This is a genomic window from Vibrio sp. 2433-A1, assembly GCF_056726085.1.
The window spans coordinates 89741-107540 of record NZ_JBRESC010000010.1 but is presented as its reverse complement, the minus strand read 5'-3'; the positions used below and the strand labels follow the sequence as shown (position 1 = coordinate 107540).

Sequence of the window (17800 nt, the reverse complement as noted above, 5' to 3'; positions counted from 1 at the left end):
TAAATGAATATTCAATCCCTGATCGGTAAATTTAAAACCAGTAAGAAAACTGCAGCTCGCATTGGGGTTGTGGTTCAGCCGAGTGCACTCTTTTTTTCGTCGGAAGTTGGGAATGACTTACCGCAACAAGTTCCATTTGACAGCATTCCTTGGCAAGAAGCGTTAATTAAAGTTCTTCGCGACAATAATATCTCCGATGTATCACTGGATGTTGTTCTTCATTCTAATTTGTATCAGACCTATCAAATTGAGAAACCAAACGTTCCTGATGACGAAATCTCTAGTGCATTGCCGTTTCTACTCAAGGAAATTATTAGCGAGCGCATTACCGAGATTGTGGCGGATTCGGCGCCTTTGCCATTAAGTACTAAGCGCCAGGTGTATGTTGTTTCTCGCGCGCTCATTGTCGGTTTATATGAATCATTGACGAAATTGGGCATAGAGCTTGGCCAAGTATTAGTTGAAGATGAAATTTGGGGACATACGGCTAATGACAAATCTAACTTTTTACTGCTGCAGCGCAGTAAAAAAGGTCAGTTCCGTGTCAGCGCTTTCGTGGAAAAACAGTGTGCATTTCAACGTACTATTCGTGGCGTAACCCCGCCATTGACTGGTTTAGCAAGTAGTGTTTTACAGCTTGATGGTATCGCACTGGAATTGCAGCGTTCTATTGATTACCTCTCTTCACAATTGAGAGGAGCTTCGTTACACCAAATGCAAGTCTGTTGTGATGAAGAGGAGCAGCAAGAGGTTGTATTGGCACTAAGCGATAGGCTGAATGTTAAAGTTGCTGCTTTGTCTGATTCTGAGCAAGAGTCCGGGTGTGTTTTAGCTGCCATGCTTAGCGATCTTCACCATACCAAGGTGAATTTATTTCCCGCTGATCTCAAGCCGAAAAAAGATCATCTTACCCTGAAAAATGTCGCGACTGGATGGGGCGCAGTCGCAGCCTTATTGCTGCTGTGTGCAAGTTATTTCCAGTTTCAAAAGAGCCAATTAGAGCAAGAGTTACAGCTACTTAGGGCTCAGCAATCAGAGTTTAAACAGCAAGTAACAAGTCTGGCTGAGCGCTTAGATAAACATAAACCGACTGCAGCGAAAGTTGCTGCCGTAGCGCGACTCAAGCTTGAAATTGAAGCAAAACGTACTTCTTTGGATGCAGTCGGAGAGTTTGATGACTCTCAGCAACAGGGTTATTCCGGCGTGATGCGTTCTCTGTCTGAGCTTGGCCGTGATGATATCTCTCTAAGCTCGATATTTATTGATGCGACGACCCTTGACCTTAAAGGGGTAGCACGAGAAGCGAAATCGATTCCAAATTGGGTTAACCAATTTAAAAGTGAAATTAACCTGGTAGGGCGTAGCTTTGAGAAATTAAAGATAGGTCGAAATGAGCACGATGTTATCACCTTCGAGCTTACAACCAAGCAGGAGAGTAAGTGATGCAGCAGTACTGGCAACAGTGGAGTGAAAAGTTTACTCAGATGAGTCTGCGCGAGAAATGGCTAGTGACGTTATGTGGCTTTGTCATTATTACTCTATGTCTGTTTACTTTTGTCGTCGAGCCAGCACTAAAAAGTACTCAGGCACTCAATAAACAGATCTCGAATACCAAGCTAAGCACTCAGACGCTGGAAGCAGACATCCTGGTGATGACAGCTAAACTAAAGAAAGATCCAGACCAAGAGCTGAACCTTGAGTACAAGCAGTTGACAACGGAAAGTCAGTTACTTTCTCAAGAGCTTGCGGAGATTGTTGAAAGCCTAATCGCACCGAGTGAAATGGCTCAGATGCTAGAAGATGTATTAGCGGGGACTAAAGGTTTGCATCTTGTTTCTTTAGAGTCACAGCGTGCTGAGTCTATAGTCAATAGTGAAGAAGATGATACGTTCTCGAACTACTACCTGCACCCAGTTAGAATTGAATTGACGGGAAGTTATTTCTCGGTTCTTAAGTATTTAGAGAACTTGGAAAGTCTACCGGTAAAATACTATTGGCGAACTTTTCAGTACTCTGTGGAAGAGTATCCTACTGCTCGATTAGTGTTAGAAGTTTATACCCTAGGTACTAGGCAGGAGTTTATCAGTGGCTAAAACATGGCTATTCACTTTATTGGTTTTCACCTCGCTAAGCGCATGGGCATCAAAGGATCCCACCGCACCGTTGGGTTGGCAGCAACCTAACCAAGCAACGGCGACACCTAAAGTAGTAACAAAACCTTTGCCTCGTTTACAAAGCATTGTCTGTTCTGAAGTGGGTATGTGCCGCGCGATCTTAAGTGGCAAAGTAGTATTAGCTGGCGAGAGCGTCAGTGGTTATCGAGTTAATCGGATTGAGCCAGAGGTGGTCACCTTATCCCGTAGTGGTAAGCAGTGGAAGTTAGAGTTGTTCACTCTGGACGTAAAACAGTAAGGTCAGTAGAAACATATGCGTAAACTCGCTATAGCAATAACCATTACATCACTATTAGCTGGTTGCTCAATGGGGCATAGAGACCCAGTTGAAGCGAAAAGTGCATTGAATCAAGCGATCAATGAAAACAACAGTCGTAGTCTTGAAACGCTGCCGGCTTCGGTAGAAGCTGACCTGATGCCAGAATTAAATAGTGAAGATCTAGGAGCGACACAAACAATCAAGCGCTTCAGAATTAAGGCCAATCAAGTCGAAGCGAAGGCGTTTTTTGCCAGCTTAGTTAAAGGCACTCAGTTCAGCGCTGCGATCCATCCTCAAGTTAGTGGTGCGATTACCGTAAACCTAACGGATGTTTCATTGGATGAAGTGTTATCTGTGGTTCAAGATATGTACGGCTATGACATTGTTAAAACTGGCAATGTTATTCAAGTGTATCCTGCTGGTCTGCGTACAGTGACTATCCCTGTTGATTACCTACAATTTAAGCGTGTCGGACGCTCATTAACTTCTATCTCAACAGGTACGATTACCAATACAGATACTGGCTCATCGGACTCATCTTCTTCGAACTCTTCGAGTTCATCGTCAAGCTCCTCTTCACGCTCAACCCGTACAACGAAGGGCGGCACTGAAATTGAAACGACTAACGAAAGTGATTTTTGGCCTCAGCTAGAAGTCGCGGTATCACAGCTTATCGGCTCTGGTAATGGGCAAAGTGTGGTTGTAACGCCTCAAGCGAGCGTGATTACGGTTAGAGCATACCCTGATGAAATTCGCGAGGTTCGTAGTTTCTTAGGTATTTCCCAGCAGCGTATGCATCGCCAAGTTATTCTTGAGGCTAAAATTCTTGAAGTGACACTGAGTGATGGTTATCAGCAAGGCATTAACTGGTCTAAGGCCTTTAGCTCAAACGGCACCAATTACTCTCTTGGTCAAGGTTCGATCGTGAAAAATACCAGTGGTAACATTATCCCTGTGGCTTTACCTGGGCTTGATGCCATCGGGAATTTAATTGGTGGGCAATCAAATCTAGTTATTTCTAGTGGTAGCTTTGACGCGGTGTTGAGCTTTATGGCAACACAGGGTGACTTAAATGTTCTATCTAGTCCTAGAGTCACCGCTTCAAATAACCAGAAAGCGGTAATTAAAGTGGGGACTGATGAGTACTACGTTACCGATCTTTCTAGTGTCGTGGGCAGTGGTGATAACTCAGAGCCATCACCGGAAGTCGAACTGACGCCGTTCTTCTCTGGTATTTCTCTTGATGTGACCCCACAGATTGATGACCAAGGCAATGTGCTATTACATGTTCACCCAGCTGTAATTGATGTTGATGAACAAGTGAAAGAGATTGGTTTCGGTAATAATAACATTACCTTGCCACTGGCGCGTAGCTCGATTCGTGAGTCTGACTCTGTGATTCGTGCGCAAGATGGCGATGTGGTTGTGATTGGTGGTTTGATGAAGTCTAGTACTTCGGACAAAGTCTCAAAGGTGCCTTTACTTGGTGACATACCTGTTTTGGGTCATTTGTTCCGGAATAAATCACAATCGACGCAGAAAACAGAGCTCGTGATTTTGCTTAAGCCTTCAGTGGTTGGTGTTAATACGTGGCAAAAAGAGCTTGAACGTTCGCGTGATCTGTTACAAGAGTGGTTTCCTGACGAGCAGAAATAGCGATGTATCTCGAACACTTTGGTTTTGAATCGCTTCCTTTTCACTTGACGCCAGACACAGAGTTATTTTTGGGGTTAGCTCCGCATTATGAAGCGATTCAGACCGTCAATGCAGCGCTTGAAATGGGTGAAGGCTTGATCAAAGTGACCGGAGAGGTTGGCACGGGAAAAACCATGATTTGCCGTGTTATGGCTAAATACTTTAAGCCCCATGTTCAGCTGGTTTTTTTACCCAACCCCGCTCTTGATGGCGATCGCCTCAGAGTGGCGGTAGCAAAAGAGCTTGGTATTGAGTCAATCGATGTGACATCAGTTGTTGAAGATATTCAACAACGGTTAATTGAGCTAGCACGAACTGGTTTGCAAGTGGTTGTGCTTGTTGATGAGGCGCAAGCACTCAGTGATGATGCGTTAGAAGTACTTAGGTTATTTGGCAATTTAGAAACAGAGCAAACCAAACTGTTGCAAATTGTCTTGTTTGGCCAGCCTGAACTTGATGAGCGTTTATCACAGCACCATCTGCGACAGTTTCGCCAAAGGATTACTTTTAGTGCTCAGTTAAGAGGGCTAACCTTAGATGAAGCCGTGGCTTATATCGACAACCGATTATCTAAGTCTGGTGGAGAGATGTCATTGTTGTCACTGAGCCAAAAGAAAGCAATATGGCGAGCGAGTAAGGGTTATCCGAGATTGATCAATCAAATTTGTCATAAAGCTCTAGTGTTAGCCTTTAGCAAAAAATCGAAAAGTGTCACTAACACTTGTTTATTTGACGCTGTTCATGACACTTACGATAGTTGTAAACCTAAATTTAAAAGCCCGCGATTGTGGGGCTGGAGTTAAACCATGAGTGCGATGAATGATGCACTGTCAGAATTGGCGAGTAAGAAAACCTCTTGCTCTGAAGGCGTAGTAAAAGCTGAAGTGAAGCCTGTTAAGCAGAGAGCAATCCTGCCGTGGGTAGTAGGAAGCTTTGGTTTAAGTCTAGCAGTTGGTGGTTGGGCTGTATCTCAGCAAGAGGTCGTGGTATCTCACCCACAAGCGCTGGCTATTCCTGAGTCTGCATCAAATCATAGTGCGATTGTCTCTCCAACAAGTAAAATAAATACCGATCATCAGCCTGTTTATCAATCAACGCCAAGTCGCGAAGAGCTATCGAGCGCTGCGTCCAAGCCTGTTACTCGAAAAGCTGAAGTTGTCGCTAAGTCTCCTCCTGCGGTTACTAAGCCTAAATCAGAACCGATATTGGTTGCTCAAGTAAATAGTGCAGATAAAGCAAAACCAGCGCCATCAGCGAAAAGTGGTGAGGTGGTGATTGAGCAGGTTGAGCTCACGCCGCAGCAATTAGCTAAAAAGGCACAAGAGCGAGCTAAGAAAGCATTGGACAGCAATAATTTGGCAGAGGCTTTGAAAAACTACCATGAGGCTCTTCGCTACACACCGACTAATGATGAGGTGCGTAGACGTTTATCTGCACTTTATTATGGTAAAGGCGAGGTTCGCAAAGCCGCTGAAATATTGCAAAAAGGCATTGAATTGGACCCAGAGAATAGCCCACTACGACTCTCACTAGCCAAAATGCTGATGAAGGAGAAGCAAGGAGAGGCAGCCTTGACCGTATTGAGCACTTTGCCTCAGTCTGCTTCAGTAGAATATCTGTCACTGCGCGCCGTATTGGCGCAGAAAGCCAAGCAGGATGATTTAGCACTGCAAAGTTATCAAAAACTGGTCGAGAAAGAGCCTGAAAGCGGGCGCTGGTGGTTAGGTTTAGGTATTCAACAAGAGAGAGTATTTGATCTTGAATCTGCCAAAGCCTCTTATCAACAAGCGATTACCAAGTTTGGCCTATCAAGTCAGACCCAGCAATTTATTCGTGATCGCTTAACCTTGATTAGCCGTTTAGAGGAACAACCGAGTGAAAATTAAACTAAGAAAGCGACTTGGTGACCTATTGGTTGAAGAAGGCATCATCACTGAGCAGCAGGTTGAACAAGCGTTAAATGCGCAGAAAACAACCGGTCGAAAGCTTGGTGCAGCGCTGATTGAGTTAGGTTTTCTCTCGGAACATCAAATGCTGACTTTTTTGTCGCAGCAGCTTGATATTCCTCTGATTGATTTAAGCCGCGTTGATGTCGATGTTGAAGCGGTTCAGCTTTTACCTGAAGTACACGCTCGTCGTTTACGCGCGCTTGTGATTGGTCGCCAGATGGATACCTTACGTGTGGCGATGAGTGATCCAGCGGATCTCTTCGCTCAAGAGGCACTCTTAGGCCAGCTAGGCCAATATGGTATTGAGTTTGTCATTGCGCCAGAGAAACAGCTGGTGGAAGGTTTTGACCGTTACTACCGACGTACCAAAGAAATTGCGTCGTTTGCTGAGCAGTTACAAGCAGAGCACCAAGTCACTGAAGCTTTCGATTTTAATATTGAAGGTGATGACAGTGAAGAAGTGACGGTTGTAAAACTGATCAACTCTTTGTTTGAAGATGCGATCCAAGTTGGCGCTTCAGATATTCACATCGAGCCCGACTCCAATGTATTACGCTTGCGCCAACGTATTGATGGGGTGCTACACGAGACCTTACTGAATGAGGTGAATATCGCCTCGGCATTGGTATTGCGTCTCAAATTAATGGCAAACCTAGATATTTCAGAGAAGCGCTTACCACAAGATGGCCGTTTCAATATTCGCTCAAAAGGGCAATCGGTCGATATTCGTATGTCGACACTACCTGTGCAGCACGGTGAGTCAGTGGTTATGCGTTTGCTCAACCAGTCATCAGGTGTGCGAAAACTTGAGCAGTCCGGAATTCCTAGCCACTTGCTCGAACGTTTACGTCGTCAGCTCCGCCGCCCTCATGGCATGATTCTGGTTACAGGCCCGACTGGTTCGGGTAAAACCACTACCTTGTACGGAGCGTTAACTGAGCTTAACCAGCCGGGGAAAAAGATCATTACGGCTGAAGACCCGGTTGAATACCGCTTGCCACGTGTTTGTCAGGTACAAGTGAACCCTAAAATTGACCTTGATTTCTCAACAGTGCTCAGAACCTTCCTTCGTCAGGATCCAGACATCATCCTCGTTGGGGAGATGCGTGACCAAGAAACGGTTGAAATCGGTTTGAGAGCTGCATTAACCGGTCACTTAGTGTTAAGTACTTTGCATACCAACGATGCGGTTGACAGTGCACTGCGAATGATGGATATGGGCGCGCCCGGTTATCTGGTTGCCAGTGCAGTACGAGCGGTAGTCGCGCAGCGCTTGGTGCGAAAAGTATGCCCTGATTGTAAGACGGAAGAAGAACTTGATGATGCTCGTAAGCAATGGTTGGCTCAGCGTTTCCCGAATCAAGTTGGTCGCCAATTTGTTAAAGGTCGAGGCTGTCAAAACTGTAATTTGACTGGCTATCGCGGACGGATTGGTGTGTTTGAACTGCTAGAGTTAGAGCAAGATATGATGGACATGCTGAGAGCTAACGACGCGGTTGGTTTTTCTCGCATTGCCCGTCAGTCTGAAAACTACAAACCGTTGCTTGCTTCAGCAATGGAACTTGCTCTTGATGGCGTTGTGAGTTTTAGCGAAGTGATGAGCTTAGGTGAGGGTGACTTATCTGGCTTTGAGCAAGCTATCTACATGTAGGCCTAAGTTATGCCAAGTTTTCATTATCAAGGGCGCAACAGTGACGGTTCTTCAGTCTCGGGTCATATAGAAGCGCCAACGCAAGATGCCGTCGTCGAGCAGTTGATGAATAAAGGTATTATCCCCATCAGCATTAAATCTGATGGTGGAAAAAGTGCCTTTAATCTCGACATTAAAGCGTTGCTTACTCCTGCGGTACCGCTTGAAGTATTGGTGATATTTTGTCGCCAGTTATACAGCTTAACCAAAGCGGGTGTGCCTTTATTGCGTTCGATGAAAGGGCTAAGCCAGAACAGTTCCAACAAGCAGTTGCAAGAAGCATTGGAAGATGTGACGCAAGAGCTGACTAACGGTAGAAGTCTATCAAGCTCAATGCAGATGTTTCCTAAAGTATTTAGCCCGCTATTTGTGTCGATGATTCACGTTGGGGAAAATACGGGTCGACTTGATGAAGCGCTGCTGCAACTTGCCAACTACTATGAACAAGAAGTAGAGACTCGCAAGCGAATAAAGACCGCGATGCGTTATCCGACCTTTGTCATCAGCTTTATTACGGTGGCGATGTTTGTACTTAACGTAAAAGTTATTCCGCAGTTTTCGAGCATGTTTGCGCGCTTTGGGGTGGATTTGCCACTACCGACTAGAATATTGATAGCGACCTCAGAATTTTTTGTAAATTATTGGATGTTGATAGTGGTTGCTATGGTGGCAATGGGCTTTGCGTTTAAGGCTTGGCTCAATACCGCCCATGGACGTGAAAAGTGGGACAAGTTTCGTTTACGTATGCCTGTTGTTGGCGAGTTGATTAATCGTGCTCAACTGTCTCGTTTCTCGCGAACTTTTGCGTTGATGCTCAAGGCTGGTGTGCCACTGAACCAGTCATTAGCTTTGTCAGCAGAGGCGTTGGGTAATAAGTTTTTGGAAAAAAGACTGCTTGAAATGAAGTCCTCAATTGAGGCTGGTGGCACTATTTCATCAACCGCAATTAAAAGTGGGGTGTTTACTCCGCTGGTTATTCAGATGATATCTGTGGGTGAAGAGACTGGCCGCATTGATGAGTTGCTGTTAGAAGTCGCTGATTTTTATGACCGCGAAGTGGACTATGATCTAAAAACACTGACCGCGAGAATTGAGCCGATCTTATTGGTGATTGTTGCGGGTATGGTATTGATTTTGGCACTTGGTATCTTCTTACCAATGTGGGGAATGCTCGATGCCATCAAAGGCTAGTTTGATCACTAACCTTGAGCGATCGCGTTTGGTTATCTGGTTGCTCGTTATCATTATTTTGGTGATGAGTTTTTTACTTGTGTGGAAAGATGTTGAGCGAGAGGCAAGTGACACCGCGTTTTTAGTGGCCAGTAAGCGAGTGATTGAGCAAGCGGGTTACTATAAGCAGCAGTGGTTGTTGTCGGGACAAAAACAGACCTTAAAACTGGATGGTCAGTTGATTACTTATACCGGCTCAGGTTGGGTTTTGCCAGTGAATGCTCAACAGCAAAAAGATTGTGTTTTTTGGCTTGATGTACTTTATCCGGAAAAAGAGGTGTTAGGCAGTTTTCCGGTTGCAATTGATAGTGAGTTTAGTGGCTCTTCTTATCGTTGTAATTACTTGTATAATCAAGAACAATTCATCTCTATTGGTTTGATTAATAATAAATTTTCCGCAAAGGTCGGATTTTTAGCGAATTGATTTTTTGACGTATTGATTAGTAGCGCAAATGTATAAAATACGTATAATACGGTGTACTAAATAGTGAGTAGTGATTATTATGTTTAACAAACAATCTGGTTTTTCTTTAGTTGAGCTAGTGGTCGTTATTGTTGTCGTTGGCTTGTTAGCTGTCGCGGCGTTGCCTCGCTTTTTAGATGTCACAGATGAGGCCAAAAAAGCCAGTATTGAAGGTGTGGCTGGTGGCTATGCGACAGGTGTACTTTCTGCTCGCGCCCAATGGGAAGCAGAAGCAAGACCATCGCTGACAATTAATACCGAAGTGCGCAATACTGTTAACTATGATGGTATTGATTTTTGGTTAACAAGCTCAGCTCAAACAGGCGGTGATTTCCGTGATGGTTACCCGTACGGCCTTAACACTGATAACAGCAGTTTTCCAACCAGCCTTGATGATCAAGCGTGTATCGATTTAATGGAAAACTTACTACAGAATCCACCTCGAGTTGGCACCGTGGCAGATGCGGCAACCGACTCGAATATTAAATACTCTGCGCAAGCTGATAACGGCGCCTCAACCTGTACTTATGTGCAGCAAGAAGGCAATAGTAACCATCAGTTTGTGTATGAAATTGAAACTGGTCGTGTGACCGTAACGTTGCAGTAGTGCTGCAAATATTATCCATAGAGAGAGTTAAACTATGAAAAGACAAGGCGGTTTCACCCTAATTGAACTAGTGGTGGTAATTGTTATTCTTGGTATTCTTGCAGTAACTGCAGCACCACGCTTTTTGAACCTGCAAGATGATGCGCGTCAAGCTTCACTGCAAGGCTTGAAGGGAGCTATTGATGGTGCAGCTGGTATCGTTTATGGTAAAGCGGCAATTGATGGCGTAGAAGCAAGTGCGACAAACCCAACAGACGTAGATGGTATCGATACTGTTTTTGGTTATCCTACAGCGACATCTACGGGTATCGGAGCTGCGGTCGTCGGCCTGACAAACGATTGGGATTCTGCCATTGTTGGTGGAAAGTTCCGTGTAACCTTTAAAGGCACTAGCGCTGCCAGTGCGACTTGTTTTGTTGAATATACTCAAGCAACGGGAACAGCGGTTACTTCTGCGGCCTCCACAGCGATTACAATTCCGTCTACTGGCTGTTAAGCAAAGATATAATTTGAGGCCAGCATTCGCTGGCCTTTTCTTTACCTAAATGAATTTCTTTTAATTCCTTTCAAATAACCGCAAAACATTCCCTTTAATTGCTGTTCTCTTTTATACTGTATAAGTAGAAAAAATAATCACTTAGGTGCCTCATGGAAGCAAAGCCTAACTCCTCCTTACAAGGTTTCACTCTCATAGAGTTAGTCGTTGTTATTCTGTTACTTGCTATTGTCTCGGTAGTCGCAGCAACACGCTTTTCAGGACGTCAAGAGTACGAGCTGTATGCGCTACAAGATCAAACCATTGCCTTAGTACGCCAAATTCAAGTCAATCGTATGCAATATAACGGGGTCAATACCAACCAAAACTTCATCTTGGCTACGCAAGCGATAGGTGGCACTTCTACCAACTGTTTAGGCTCTGTAGAGGCGTGTGGACTAACGCTTGAGCGAGCGAAACAAAGAAGTGATGTTGTACTGACTGACAATTACCAATTCACCATCACTGCTAATAATAATCGAGTCAATTTTGACTTACTTGGCAGTCCAACCAGTGCTACTGTCGCCGGCGGCAATATTGGCATTCGCATCTCTACACTTGATGGCTCGAACAGCTCTTGGGTGTGCATTAATCGCGCTGGTTTTGTTTATCCACAAAACGCGGGGTGCCTATAATGAAAAAGTCAGCGTATGGGTTTACCCTTTTTGAAGCTGTGATTGTGACGATTCTTCTAGGCGTCGCTGTAGTTATCTTTTCTTCTTTTCTCGCACCACAACTATCTCAATCTGGTGAGTATCATTACTTTTCCCGCAGTTCGGCTTTGGGACAAAGTGTCATGACTGACATGCTCTCTGTTGATACTAATGTAACTTCCCTCGCCAGCGCAGCAGAAAACATTATTGATAATTTAGACCCTAGCTATGCCAATTTTGATTTGGATATCGATATCAATGCCGTGAGTGGTGCGGCGAATTTGCAGCAGGTTTCTTTAACCATTACAGCAAGTAGCCAACCGCCGATTACGTTTACCGGTTTTAAGGGAGAGTACTGATGCGCAACCAAGGCTTTACTCTGATTGAAATGGTGTTGGCGCTGATTGTATCGGCGATTCTCTTAGTTGGGATCGCCAACTTTACTAATTTAGGTGTTACTGGTTATTTTGGCTCGGTCGAGCGTTATCGATTGCAGACAGAGGCCTCATTTGTGTTAGAAAAATTATCGCGTGAAGTACGTCATGCTGTACCAAATATCTTCAATGATAATGGTAGCAATTGTGTGTCGTTTTATCCGATTGCGGATTCTGGTTTTTATACTGTCTCAGGGGCTGATGTGAACTTTATTGTCAGTAATGTTGCCTCTGTCAATGGGGCAAATCCCACTCAGCGATTAATCATCAATCCAACTCGCTCATTAGCGAGTCTAAATGACTTGGATAATCTCTACTCTGTTGATAGCGCTAAATCGGTTAAAGACAATGTTTTTAGTTTTACCGATGGCGCAAAAAAACTAGTAGGTGGCTCTGTTAGTCAGCGTCACTTTATCTTTGATAGTGCTGAGCAGGTGACTTACTGTATTGCTGGAACTCGTGTTACCCGCAATGGCGTAACGGTTACGGATAAGTTAGCAGGTAATGGCAATCAACTTTCTTATCAAGCCGCTGATGTTCAGCATAATGGTGTAGTGAATGTCACGCTGACTTTCGAGCTAAATGGTGAGTCCTCTACCTATAATCAAGATATACAGGTGATCAATGTCCCTTAAGTTAAAACAAAGTGGTAGCATGCTGATCATTGTTATCTTCGTCATACTAGTGATTGGTTATCTCGCAACCAGCTTAAATTTTACCAATTGGTCAAGTCGAGATGCCAACGTGCGTAGCGTGTTAGGGACACAAGCTTGGCTTTTGAATCACTCTTCCAATGAGTATGTATTGACACAGATGTATCCGAATCAAAACACCAGCAACCTTGCTGCGATCTGCACTGGTTCAAGACTTGGTACTAGTGGTGATATTCGTCAGTTTATTGAGCAACGCTTGATCTCAAGTGCAGCAGCGTCATGTCAGTTACAGGTATTAGAGTGTCAAGATAAAGGTGAGCTTGATGGCCAAAGATTTTACATTCTACAATCAACGGTAAGCTGCGGAACGGGTATAAATGAGGTGCAGCGCAGTCAGCAGGTATGGTTGAGGGATGAATAATGAATAGGGTGCGTCTTTTAATTTGTTGCTTAATGCTTGCGGTTTTTAGCCCAGTATATGGCTCTTCTTTGCTCCCACCAACGTGTGATGTGACCCCTTACGCACTTCAGTCTTGGGATCGTGCTAGTAACTTGCGTTGGACCTCTAATACTTTGGGCATTCAAGTTAATGGTACTTACAAGCACTCAGGACAGGTAGGGATAGGGATAGATCCTAGAAACCCCGTCGTTCCATCGGACCCTAACAGCTACAGACATTGTGATGGCCAGGCGTGTACAGAGTCTGACAGTTTGTACGTTTCTGAACCTAACGTGGTACCTGTAAACTGGCCAACAGGGAATGACTATTGGGGGGGGTATGGTTCTCATGACCTAGCGGGTGGAAGATACAATAACGTTTCGACTGGTGGTAGTGGCCAGTTAACTTTTACCGGTGATCTGTATTACATTGAACACCTTACAGCGACAGGTAGTGGCTCTATTACCTTGACAAAAGATACCACTTTGATTGTCAATACCTTTACCTTGAATGGCGCTGCACAATTCAATAATAATGGTCATTCATTAAGGATTTGGGCTGAAAATAGAGGCTCTTCTACAGCTGAAGTGATCGTCCGACGTAAATTAATTGCCGATGTGTTTAGTCGCGGTTCAGTCGATATTTCTAGCGGTGATGGGGCGATTTATGGCCGAGTCACAGCAATGAATGTGACCTTAAGGCCTGATGGGAAAATTATTAATAACGATCAGAGTTGTGCAACGCCACCTGCGAACTACAGCGTTGTCCTGCTACCGAACGTCGATATTGCCCTGACTTGTGAGACGATTGCTGCGACGGCAACGGTGTATAATAACGCGGTGATTGACACTTCCTACAATGGTGCCGTTGTTTTGCGTTCTGGCGGCAATGTGATAGAGACTGTCGCTGCTCAATCGGGAGTCGCAAGGTTCTCGGTGAATTCAAATATTGTTCAAACCCTTGATGCGAATGCTAGTATTAGCGTCTCTGGACAAGATTATGTGTCTAATTTAGCCCGCTACCAGTTTGTCCCCGAACGTTTTGACATATTACCTCGTAATTTTAATCTGATTGCCGGTCGGCCTGAGAACATCACCATATCACCGATCGAATGTGGTGCGGGTGGAACGCCTGTCTCGGATAGTAGCTACTTGGGTAATGCCCAGGTGTCGTTATCGAGTGTCTCTTATGTTCACCCCAGCGCCCCTTTAAACTCAGCACCTGTTGAGTTACTTGATAACAATGGCAGCTGGACGAGTTCACCGAACTCTGGTGTTAAACCACTGAAGCTGACCTTTGTCTCTGATAACGGTAAAGTCGTCGCACGTTCGAAAATTAAATACGCAGAAGCTGGACAGGTGGCATTTACTCTCAGTGATGAGCAATGCATTACCGATGTTAACGGGGTGCAAAAATGTAAAACATATTCGGGCACGAAAGAAGCCAAAGCTCGGCCTTGGACATTTGCTGTTTGTCCTTTACCCAGTGTGAATGGCACTGATGGCGATAGCTCATCTGGAGCAGGTTATGTTCCGGCAGGAAGTACGTTTAATCTTAAAGTAAAACCTGTCGTTTGGAGCTCGCAACTGGACACGATGGTGACAGTAAATGGCTCAAGTGACCCCTTAAGACTCCAGCAAAAGCGAGCGAACAGCCCATTTTGTTCACTCGCAACAACAGAAAATTTTTATGTAAATGATGCCGTAACCAATACCTCTGTAGAGTTAAGTTTTGGTTTAGCTACGCCGGAAAACGGTCAATCGGGGACGATGAGCTATGATGGGCCTGTCGATAATTTCAGCACAACCACAGAGCTTGAATTTAGTCATATATCGGTGACAGAAGTTGGGAGTTTTCACTTCCAAGTTGATGCTAGTAATGCTTTCTATAACTCTGTCCAAGGTGGCATAGATGCCGGAGCTAGAGAGTTGGGCCGTTTCTATCCCCGTTATTTTAGAGCAGTAGATGAAGAGTGGGACTACTTTGCGAATCAGAGTTTTAACTATATGAACCAGAACTTTGAGCGAGTCAGTTTTGATGTTGAGGCGCTATCCGGTGGTGTTTCTCCTCAGGCAGTAGAAAACTACCAATATTTTGCTCCAGCGATGCAGGCTCAGTTCAATCTTTATGATCAGGTTCAGCCGCAGCGCCTGAAACTTCCTAATTTTGGTTCCGCAACTTGGCAGGGGGCGAATCAGAGTGTAGGGCGATTTTCTGCCTTCCCTTCAGGACAATGCAGTAAAACTAATTTAACGAGTTTATGTTGGGTCAAAGCAGATACGGCGATTGGGTATGAAGATGGTCCATTCAACTTAAACGGCACAACGACAAATCCTACCGATATCCGTCTCACCTTTGTAAGTGGCCCTGATCCAGTGGAATACTGGAACTTAGGGGATCGGCTGACAACACAACCTGATTTACGATTTGGCCGTGTTGCGCTTACTAGCGTAGGTAGTACCGTGAATACAACGCTCAATATCCCGCTTAGGGTTGAATTCTGGGATGGTAAGCATTTTGTCACTAATCGTGATGATGCCGTATCCAATATTCGTGGTCAAAGTACATCGAGTCACAATCACAATATTTGGGTTGAAAACGGTAAAACTGCTGAAACGTTAAGCTTTGCCAATGGAGGGACGGTCAATGCAGGTAAGTCTGATTCGATTACAGTGACTCACACATCTCAAGTTCGTCAGCAGACTCAGATATGGCTAGAGCTTGATAACACCGATAATGATATGCCATGGCTTCGTTACAATTGGGATGACAATCTGGCCAGTGATGATGCGAATGGTGAACAAGATCCATCCAGTGTTGTGACGTTTGGTATATACCGAGGTAACGATCGAGTGATTTTTCGTGGTGAACCAGGCTTGATCGGCCAATAATAATTGTAAATTCTTTGGCTTAAGTAAGGAATCTGTTAGAAATTGCGGGTTTCAGCCCATGTTTACACTTCAATGCCTTGCTGTGACGGCAAGGCATTGGTACATTTAGTGCAATTTTCTATCTTCTAACTCTTTCAGGACGAGCGAAGAATATGTTCAAAAAACTTCGTGGCATATTTTCAAATGACCTATCTATCGATTTAGGTACTGCCAACACTCTTATTTACGTTAAAGGACAGGGTATCGTCCTAGACGAGCCTTCTGTAGTCGCTATTCGCCAAGACCGTAACCGTGCGGGCAAAAGCGTTGCAGCGGTTGGTCACGCAGCAAAACAAATGCTGGGTCGTACGCCAGGGAATATCTCGGCGATCCGTCCGATGAAAGATGGCGTTATTGCTGACTTCTACGTAACCGAAAAAATGCTACAGCACTTCATTAAGCAAGTGCATGACAACAGCGTATTAAAACCAAGCCCGCGTGTTCTAGTTTGTGTACCTTGTGGTTCGACACAAGTAGAGCGTCGTGCAATCCGTGAATCAGCATTAGGTGCTGGCGCACGTGAGGTTTACCTAATTGACGAGCCAATGGCTGCAGCAATTGGTGCTGGCTTACGCGTATCTGAGCCGACTGGTTCAATGGTCGTCGATATCGGCGGCGGTACAACAGAGGTTGCGGTAATCTCACTAAATGGTGTGGTTTACTCTTCATCTGTACGTATTGGTGGCGACCGTTTCGATGAAGCGATCATCAACTATGTACGCCGTAACTACGGCAGCTTGATTGGTGAAGCAACGGCTGAAAAGATCAAACATGAGATTGGTTCTGCATATCCTGGTGATGATGTAGAAGAGATCGAAGTTCGCGGTCGTAACCTAGCTGAAGGTGTGCCTCGCAGCTTCTGCCTAAACTCAAATGAAATTCTAGAAGCGCTACAAGAGCCTTTAACAGGTATTGTATCTGCTGTGATGGTTGCACTAGAGCAATGTCCACCAGAGCTAGCTTCAGACATTTCAGAAAACGGTATGGTTCTAACTGGTGGTGGCGCACTACTAAAAGACCTTGATCGTCTTCTCACTGAAGAAACAGGTATACCAGTTGTTATCGCAGAAGAACCACTCACATGTGTGGCTCGTGGTGGCGGTAAAGCTCTAGAAATGATCGACATGCATGGCGGCGATCTATTCAGCGAAGAATAATCGATGCGGCCTCAGTGTGATGCTGAGGCGGGCAAGATACAAGGATCTCACTATTCATGAAGCCTATTTTTGGCCAGGGACCTTCACTTCAGCTACGTCTGTTTTTTGCCGTCATTCTATCAGCCAGCCTTATGCTGGCTGATAGTCGTTTAGGCGCATTTACCCAAGTGCGTTATTTTCTCAACAGCATGGTCGCTCCTATCCAATATTTAGCGGACGTGCCTCGAGTAATGTTTGATGGTGCTTATGAGCGCTTCAATATCCGCCAGGATTATATGGAAAGCACTCATAATCTGAAACGTGAAGTGCTGCGTCTTAAAAATGACCTATTGTTGCTCGATCAATATCGAGAAGAAAACCAGCGCTTAAGAAAGTTACTTGGCTCATCTTTCACCCGTGATGAGCGTAAAGTGGTGACCGAAGTTATGGCGGTCGACACTTCTCCATATCGTCACCAAGTGGTGATTGATAAAGGGCAAATTGACGGTGTTTATGTCGGTCAACCTGTCGCTAATGAAAAAGGCATTGTTGGACAAGTGACGTTTGTCTCTGCGCATAATAGCCGCGTTCTATTGCTAACCGATAGCTTGAGTGCCATTCCAGTTCAAGTGGTCCGTAACGATATTCGTGTTATTGCCTCTGGTTCGGGTAAGTCTGATCGTATTAATTTGGATCATATTCCCATCAGTTTGGATATTGAAGAGGGCGATTTGCTGGTGACATCCGGCTTGGGTGGGGTTTATCCAGAAGGTTTCCCGGTTGCTCATGTTGCGAAAGTGGAACGTGATACCAGTAGAGAGTTTGCTTTAATTGAAGCAGAGCCTGTCGTCGACTTTGAGCGTCTACGTTACTTATTGCTTATTTGGCCAAATGACTCGCGTCAGGACAAGGTTCAGCAGTCTTTATCTGGAACTATTGAGGAAGAGGAATAA

Annotated in this window: 18 protein-coding genes; all 18 read left to right on the top strand. The window is 44.8% G+C overall.

Annotated elements, in window-relative coordinates:
• The first annotated feature begins 3 nt into the window (after positions 1-3).
• Positions 4-1443 carry an MSHA biogenesis protein MshI gene (locus ACU01J_RS12050; protein WP_481085925.1) on the top strand — a complete coding sequence of 480 codons (1440 nt, stop codon included), beginning with the start codon at positions 4-6 and terminating at the stop codon, positions 1441-1443.
• Positions 1443-2093: an MSHA biogenesis protein MshJ gene (locus ACU01J_RS12045; protein ID WP_481085924.1), complete on the top strand. Its 651-nt coding sequence runs from the start codon at positions 1443-1445 to the stop codon at positions 2091-2093. The genes ACU01J_RS12050 and ACU01J_RS12045 overlap by 1 nt, the downstream gene beginning before the upstream one ends.
• The gene (locus tag ACU01J_RS12040) at positions 2086-2412 is read left to right on the top strand and encodes an MSHA biogenesis protein MshK (protein WP_481085923.1); all 327 of its coding nucleotides are present in this window, start codon (positions 2086-2088) and stop codon (positions 2410-2412) included. The genes ACU01J_RS12045 and ACU01J_RS12040 overlap by 8 nt, the downstream gene beginning before the upstream one ends.
• Before the next feature lie 15 nt (positions 2413-2427).
• Positions 2428-4089, top strand: a complete 1662-nt coding sequence (gene mshL / locus ACU01J_RS12035) for a pilus (MSHA type) biogenesis protein MshL (protein ID WP_481085922.1) — start codon at positions 2428-2430, stop codon at positions 4087-4089.
• 2 nt (positions 4090-4091) lie between these two features.
• Complete coding sequence (locus tag ACU01J_RS12030) at positions 4092-4931, top strand: ExeA family protein (protein ID WP_481085921.1); 840 nt, start codon at positions 4092-4094, stop codon at positions 4929-4931.
• A 3-nt stretch (positions 4932-4934) separates the two neighbouring features.
• Positions 4935-6014 (top strand): tetratricopeptide repeat protein, encoded by a 1080-nt coding sequence (locus tag ACU01J_RS12025; protein WP_481085920.1) that lies wholly within the window; start codon positions 4935-4937, stop codon positions 6012-6014.
• Entirely contained in the window at positions 6004-7728 is a 1725-nt protein-coding gene (gene mshE / locus ACU01J_RS12020) for an MSHA fimbrial ATPase MshE (RefSeq protein WP_481085919.1), read from the top strand. The genes ACU01J_RS12025 and mshE overlap by 11 nt, the downstream gene beginning before the upstream one ends.
• Positions 7729-7737: 9 nt before the next feature.
• On the top strand, positions 7738-8958 hold the full coding sequence (locus tag ACU01J_RS12015) for a type II secretion system F family protein (protein WP_481085918.1): 1221 nt from the start codon (positions 7738-7740) through the stop codon (positions 8956-8958).
• Complete coding sequence (locus ACU01J_RS12010; protein WP_481085917.1) at positions 8942-9421, top strand: MSHA biogenesis protein MshF; 480 nt, start codon at positions 8942-8944, stop codon at positions 9419-9421. The genes ACU01J_RS12015 and ACU01J_RS12010 overlap by 17 nt, the downstream gene beginning before the upstream one ends.
• 79 nt (positions 9422-9500) lie before the next feature.
• Positions 9501-10067, top strand: a complete 567-nt coding sequence (locus tag ACU01J_RS12005; protein WP_481085916.1) for a prepilin-type N-terminal cleavage/methylation domain-containing protein — start codon at positions 9501-9503, stop codon at positions 10065-10067.
• Positions 10068-10101: 34 nt separating this feature from the next.
• The gene (locus tag ACU01J_RS12000; protein ID WP_481085915.1) at positions 10102-10563 is read left to right on the top strand and encodes a prepilin-type N-terminal cleavage/methylation domain-containing protein; all 462 of its coding nucleotides are present in this window, start codon (positions 10102-10104) and stop codon (positions 10561-10563) included.
• 152 nt (positions 10564-10715) lie between these two features.
• A complete protein-coding gene (locus ACU01J_RS11995; RefSeq protein WP_481085914.1) occupies positions 10716-11237 on the top strand; it encodes a type II secretion system protein in 522 nt (173 codons plus the stop codon).
• Positions 11237-11614 (top strand): MSHA biogenesis protein MshD, encoded by a 378-nt coding sequence (locus ACU01J_RS11990; RefSeq protein WP_481085913.1) that lies wholly within the window; start codon positions 11237-11239, stop codon positions 11612-11614. The genes ACU01J_RS11995 and ACU01J_RS11990 overlap by 1 nt, the downstream gene beginning before the upstream one ends.
• The gene (locus ACU01J_RS11985; RefSeq protein ID WP_481085912.1) at positions 11614-12324 is read left to right on the top strand and encodes a PulJ/GspJ family protein; all 711 of its coding nucleotides are present in this window, start codon (positions 11614-11616) and stop codon (positions 12322-12324) included. The genes ACU01J_RS11990 and ACU01J_RS11985 overlap by 1 nt, the downstream gene beginning before the upstream one ends.
• On the top strand, positions 12314-12763 hold the full coding sequence (locus ACU01J_RS11980; protein WP_481085911.1) for an MSHA biogenesis protein MshP: 450 nt from the start codon (positions 12314-12316) through the stop codon (positions 12761-12763). Before ACU01J_RS11985 ends, ACU01J_RS11980 begins: the two co-directional genes overlap by 11 nt.
• A complete protein-coding gene (locus tag ACU01J_RS11975; protein WP_481085910.1) occupies positions 12763-15672 on the top strand; it encodes a DUF6701 domain-containing protein in 2910 nt (969 codons plus the stop codon). Before ACU01J_RS11980 ends, ACU01J_RS11975 begins: the two co-directional genes overlap by 1 nt.
• A gap of 152 nt (positions 15673-15824) precedes the next feature.
• Entirely contained in the window at positions 15825-16868 is a 1044-nt protein-coding gene (locus ACU01J_RS11970; RefSeq protein WP_481085909.1) for a rod shape-determining protein, read from the top strand.
• Between the two features lie 56 nt (positions 16869-16924).
• The gene (gene mreC / locus ACU01J_RS11965; RefSeq protein WP_481085908.1) at positions 16925-17800 is read left to right on the top strand and encodes a rod shape-determining protein MreC; all 876 of its coding nucleotides are present in this window, start codon (positions 16925-16927) and stop codon (positions 17798-17800) included.